The organism is Roseimaritima sediminicola (genome assembly GCF_009618275.1).
In the GTDB taxonomy this organism is placed as follows: domain Bacteria; phylum Planctomycetota; class Planctomycetia; order Pirellulales; family Pirellulaceae; genus Roseimaritima; species Roseimaritima sediminicola.
Genome location: NZ_WIAD01000033.1, coordinates 57,924 through 63,923, shown reverse-complemented (window position 1 = coordinate 63,923; position 6,000 = coordinate 57,924). Strand labels below are relative to the sequence as shown.

The window sequence follows — 6,000 nt, the reverse complement described above, 5'->3', positions numbered from 1 at the left end:
CGGGCCTAAGAGCCCGACTCTCCCAGAGGGAGAGTAAAGCCGAATTAAATGTTGCGACGTGCTAGCGATAAACGCAGCGATTGTGACCCTATAGACGTACCGGTCGGCCGTGGGTTCGCGGCGAAGCGAAAAAAACGTCAAAGTTTTTCGCCTTTGCCTCGACCGCTAGCCCTCCCACGCACCCAAACGTTCGCTCAATCGCCGAATCTTGGCTTTCTGTTTCTCGATCATCGTCAGCGCGATCAAGATCAGCACGCCGCTGGTGATCCCGAACGCCCACCACGGCCAGACGTTGTCCAGGGCGGCCTGCGCGTGCCAAACCATCGACAACACTCCGACCAGGACAAAGAACGTGCCCATGTAAAGGAAGGAGCGAACCTGCAGCAGGACCCCGGCCGCCACGCCCGCAAGCGCCATCGTCAACAGTAGAATCGGACCCCACAGCGTCTGGCCCACCTCCTGCAGCAACATGTCGGCGGTGCTGGAGAGGTAAATCGTCGCCAGAGCGGCGTACCGCATCGCGGCCACCACGGACGCCGGCAGTCGTCCCCGTTCAAGGTGTACCGCCGCCAGCACGCACACGGCCGGCGGAATCAACCAGAGCTGCGGATGAGCCAGCACGCCCCAGCCCGGCATCTGGGCGAGCGCCACCCAGATCGTGGCGTTGCCGGCCAACACGGCCAACAACCGGGGCCAGCGGTCCTCGCGCCACAACACCGACACGCCCACGTAATAGATCGCGGCCTCCAACAGCGCGGTGGCATAACCGACTCGACCGCCCACGAAATGCCAATCGCTGGCTCCGCTGGACAGCCAGAAACCGATGGCGGGTACCAGGGGCAGCAGCAGAGCCGAGCCGCGGAGCGTGTCGGCCAGAACCATGTCGCCCCGGCGTCGCGCCCAGTGGATGACGCCGACGCTGAGAAACGCCAGCAACATCACGATGTACGGCCAGTAGGGACGCATTCCCAGTAGCGCCAGCGAGCGGTCGCACAGATAAAGGTGCAGCCAGGTTAATAGGCCCAGGGCCTGAGCCACATAGATCAACGTCACCCGTTGCCCGGTATCCAACGCCGGCAGGATCGACGATCGGTCGGTCCGGCCGCTGCGCACGACCACCCAGGTCACCACGCCGCACATCGCGGCCAGCAATCCCGCAACGCCGAACACCAAGGGGCGATCCAGTCCTGCGATCTGACCATCTTGCCGAGCCATCGCCTCCAGAACGAACATCGCACCCAGTGATACCGCGGCCACGGCGGCGCCCAAGCCCGCACCCTGCCGCAGCGCCGGCTGCCAAGCGGCGTTACTGCGTCCGAAGCTCCGCGGGATCAGCCATCCGTACAGAGGCACCAGAACGCAACCCGCGACCAGCATCTGCATACTGCTGATTAACGCTCGCAAGTGATGCGCATCGGCTCGCAGGTCGTGCGCATCGGGCGGGGCAATCGCCAGCAGCAGAAGCGCCGCCGTCAGTACCCATACCGCGGCCGTCCGCAGCCGCGACGCGTCACCCTGATCGGCTACGCTGGCGATCCCCCAGGCACCCAACATGACCGAGGCGATCAACAGGTATCGCGACAAGGGCTCAATCCACCACGCCACGCCCGCAAGCGCCAACGCCATGAACAACACCGACGTCGCGATGGCCGCCAAGCTCAACTCGCCGGTCGCGCGGCGATCGTCGGCGGCGTCCCAGTACGTCAAGGAGGCCGGCAACGGGGAATTGACCCGGCGCCGCAGCGGCCATAACCAAGTCGCCAGAACCAAGCCGCACGCGGCGGTCGCGGTGACGATCCCGAACAAGTTTCCGCCCTCGTAGGCGGCACCGATTTCATACGCAACCGTGCCGAACACCAACAGCCACATCGCGGTCGCATGCACCACGTGTCCGCGAGCACCGACGCGCCGCAGCGTTGTGACCACCATCAGCCCCGCGGCCAGGACGACCGTTCCGCTCGGCAGCCAGGCTGCGCCAAACCCAGTGGCTGTGTCGAAGCCCCCGTCAAGACGCAGCAGCATGATCCCCACGGCGACCAACGCGCCGCCCGACAAGGCCGTCCATTCGCCCCACGCGGCAAAGCTGGCCAGCGTGCGGTTCAACCCCACGCGTGTTGCCGCCGCACTGAGGGCCAAGCCTATCAGTACCCAGCTCCAACGCGGCGGCGGAGGAAAGCCGGCCGTGCGAGCCAGGTCCAGCAGGAACAGTGATCCGGCCGCCAGGCCGCCGCACCACAGAATCTGTGCGATCACCCACCGCACCCGCCAGGACGCCGCGGGACGGCGGCCGTGTAACCAGTCCGTGCCTGCGCGCTGGGCGGACAGGAGGGCCAAGGCCTGAATCAACAGACACGCCGCCACTGCAAAACCAAGTCCCCAGCCCAGCGTCCAGCGGGCCGACAGTGCCAGCGCCACCACGGTGGTTGCCTTTATTAATCCTGCGGACCAGCAGATTCCACGTGGATCGCCGAGCTTCGCCAACACCGCATCCACGCCGGCCAGCGCGACGACGGTGCCGACAATCCACAGCGGGCCCTGCGCCGGCGACAACACGCCCCAGGCGATGGCCGCAGCGCCGCTGGGGCCGGCCAACAGTATCGCCAGCGTCGGCAGCGAGAGCGACAGCGGCCACCGAGCCCGCGATAGCCAGGCTGTCAGCACGACGACCGTGCCGGCCAACGCCAAGGCACCGGTCGCGTGCGGTGGATGTGCGGTCCACGAAGCATCCCACACGGTCATCGCGGCAGCCGACGAGATCGCCACGGCAACCGCCAAGCTCACCGCCGCCAGACCGAGGCTGGGCGGCGTCCAGGAAACCAGCCCGGTCGGCTGCCAGGCGGGAAGCTCGCCTTCGTGCCGCGACCAGCTGACCAGCTGGGCCAGCCGACGCTCGAGCCCCACCGCGTGACTGGTTCGCTGGCCCAGCACCGCGATCAACGTGATCCAGCCCACCACCTGCAAGCCGTTCCAGAACGTGCCGGTCAAAACCAGGGCGGCCAGCACCGCGGCGACCAGCATGGCGATCACCGCCAACCAACCATAACGCTGCCGAGCGGTGGCCAGAGCGCCGACGGCCAACGCAATCGACACCACGCCCCACCACACGGCTACCACCAGGGCGGAACGCACCGCAATCGGTGCCGAGTCCAGGACCGGTTGCCAGAGATGGCGGTACAGCACCACCGCGGCGATGGCCAACATCACCGCACCGCTCCAGGCCGCCGTCGCTTTCGTCCAGGATGCGACCGTCACTCGACCCGTGGGACCAAGTCGCCCCGCTCGATCGGCTCGCCGCCCTGCTCCAACCACCGCGGTCAGTGTCAGTAAGGCTCCACCCAGTACGATCGATCCGATCCACAGCCAAGCGTCGTCGCGGCCCATGCATGCCGCCAGCGCGAGGCATAGAATCGCGGCTTGTACCAGCAGTGCACGCGCTTCCCGCAGGGCGTCCCGCAACGTTTCTCGGCCGCTGCGGTAAGCCCAGCTCCAGACGCTCGTCAACGTGATCACGACGAGCGGCACGACCCATGCGCTTCGCGATGCCCACGCCGCCGGCGTTTGCCACAGCAACCACGCCAGCGTCGCAGCGGTCATCAGGATCACACCGGCGACGGCGATCAAACCGGCGACCACGTCCGGCGACCACCGCCGGGGGCGATCCGAGAGATTGCCGGGAAAGCGTTTGGGGACCAGGGCCCGAACCGCCGACCACGCCAGTGCAAAACAACCGAACCAGCCCAAGTACCACCAGAGACTGGGCGCAGCGACGAGGTCTCGCAGGGAGTCGATGGACAGGTCGACCGACCTCGGGATCGGCAGCGGCACGTGCCATCGCAGCCCGACAATTCCAGCGGCCAACAGCGCGATCTGTCCCGCCGCCAACAGCGTCCACCGTCGGCGGTAAAACAGCGGCTCCACGTGCCGCCGTCGTTGTTTCAGCAGCATCGACGAGAGGATCGCGGCCGTGCCGACGCCCAGCAGCACCGCGGCGGACGCCTTCCATGCCGGTTCTAATTCCAACAGCTCCTGACCGGCTTGACGGACGGCTGCCAACACCGCGGCGACGACCAACCACCACCCCGCCCCGCCGGTGACAGCCGATTGCACCGGAGCGTTTGCGTGTTCCCCCATGCGACGGCGAAACGTCAGCGCCACGGCCGTCACCCATAACAGCGTGGCGTAGGCGAAGCAGAGCAGCAGGCTGTGCGGGCCGAGACAACGCAACAGGATCTGATGGCCGCCGCCCCACGGTTCCTCGGCCAACCACCAGGGCGCGAGCAACATCACCGGCACGCCCACCGCCACGGTGCCGGCGGCAAGCACGGGCCCGCTGCGCAGTCGCCAGCCGACGACCAGGCTCGCGACCAGTGTCCAGCCAGCCCACAGGGCTAACCACTGCGGACGCATCGCGGCCAGCGGCAACGCCGCGATGCCGGCGCTCAACCCGCCCAGCACCAAAGCCGTGCCGCCGACCCGCAGCCACGACACACGTGTGCGGCGCAGCACCGACCCCGCGCCGGCCAGGGCGATCCACAACGGCATCAGCGAGACCACCAAAGGAACGATCGTGACGGCCCGTTTGGGCTGGGGGAACAACAGAAACCCGACCGTGACCGCCACGGCGTATCCACAGATCGCCGTCAACAACAACTGGTTCCGGCCGGCGACCGGCCAAGTCCGCGCCCGGTTCCCGCTGCGGCCCGCGCGGCGACCCACCGCCACGGTGATACCCACTGCCGCGGCGGCCGCGGCAAGGCCGGCTAGCCAGGACCCGGCCGAACCAAAATTTCGCAGCACAAAGGGCACGGCCGGCAAGCACAATGTCGGGGCTCCGATGCCCAGCAGCCACCACGGCGCGTTGTGGCGGCCCACCAAGGCGCGGCCCGACAACCAGATGGCTCCGCCGTACAACAACGCTCCCACCGCCACGACCGCCAGAACCGAGGGATCGTCCAGCCGTACGGCGTCCGGACCGCTGCCGGCGACCGCGATCCCCGCCACGACGCTTAACGGAATCAGCAGCGTCGCGATCGTCAACACCGCTCGGCTGGTATGCCGCAGTCGCCAACGACTCAGCGTATACAGCCCCGCGGCTTCGATTCCGATCGTTCCCAGCAGAAAGACCAGCGAAGGCAGCAAGCGATGCGTTTCGGTCAACGGGTTCCACAAACTGATGACCAAGCCGATCGAACAGAACACGATCAACAGCCCCGCCACCAACTCGCCCCAGCGAATGTTGTGAGCCACGAGGAAGCTGGCCAATACCTCCGAAGCCGCCCGGCGCATCGCCGGCGGTGACGCCGGCCGGCGAGGCCCTGATGCGGCCGCGGCCGGTGACCGCAGGTGTTCTGCCGCGGGCGGCTCGACCCGGTCCAGCGGATGCACGCCGCTCTCGTAGCGACATCCGTCGCCCGCCGCCGGTGAGTCGGCTCCCACCGGTGAGTCGGCTCCCGCCGGTGACTCTGCTCGCGCCGGTGACTCCGTGAACGGCACAGCGGTTGACGATCCCGGCGGTGTCGCCGCAGATGGTGTCGCCACAGATGGTGTGGCGCTGGCGGGAGACCCGAACAGGTGCTCGGCTTGGGCTTGTCCCAGGCGATGCAGCTGGGCCAGCTGCTCGGGCGTCAGCTGGCCCTGTTGGCCCAGCCGGTCGACGGTGTTCTTGAATCCGATCAGGTCGCGTTGGGCGATCTGCTGCGGCGATTGTGTGCGGTGCGGTGGTGCGGGCCGCGGCTGAGACCCGGTTGCCGCTCGCCACAGCGCCGCAACCAACATCCAGATACCGTGTCCGATCACGGTGACCAGAACCATCACCAGCAGCCAGATGATCAGCCATTGCATCATTTATCGAATCATTTCGAATGAGGTGTGCCCCTTGTTGTCCGCCCGATAGGGACCAGAGCCCGCCGCAGCGAAATCGCTGCGCTGCGATAAAGAAAAGTTTGCCTTTGCCCCCCGGCGGTCTGTTCAGTTAAATCCCGCTGCGATTGCTTCTAGAAT

General features: G+C 67.1%; 1 protein-coding gene. It reads right to left on the bottom strand.

The annotated features are described in order from the left end of the window. Window positions 1-165: 165 nt before the first annotated feature. Entirely contained in the window at window positions 166-5,844 is a 5,679-nt protein-coding gene (locus GE027_RS15570) for a hypothetical protein (RefSeq protein ID WP_153558134.1), read from the bottom strand. Window positions 5,845-6,000 lie beyond the last annotated feature (156 nt).

What these genes read in the sequence shown, in the direction of transcription:
- GE027_RS15570 (WP_153558134.1), bottom strand. Translation starts at nt 5,844, where the DNA reads ATGATGCAATGGCTGATCATCTGGCTGCTGGTGATGGTTCTGGTCACC.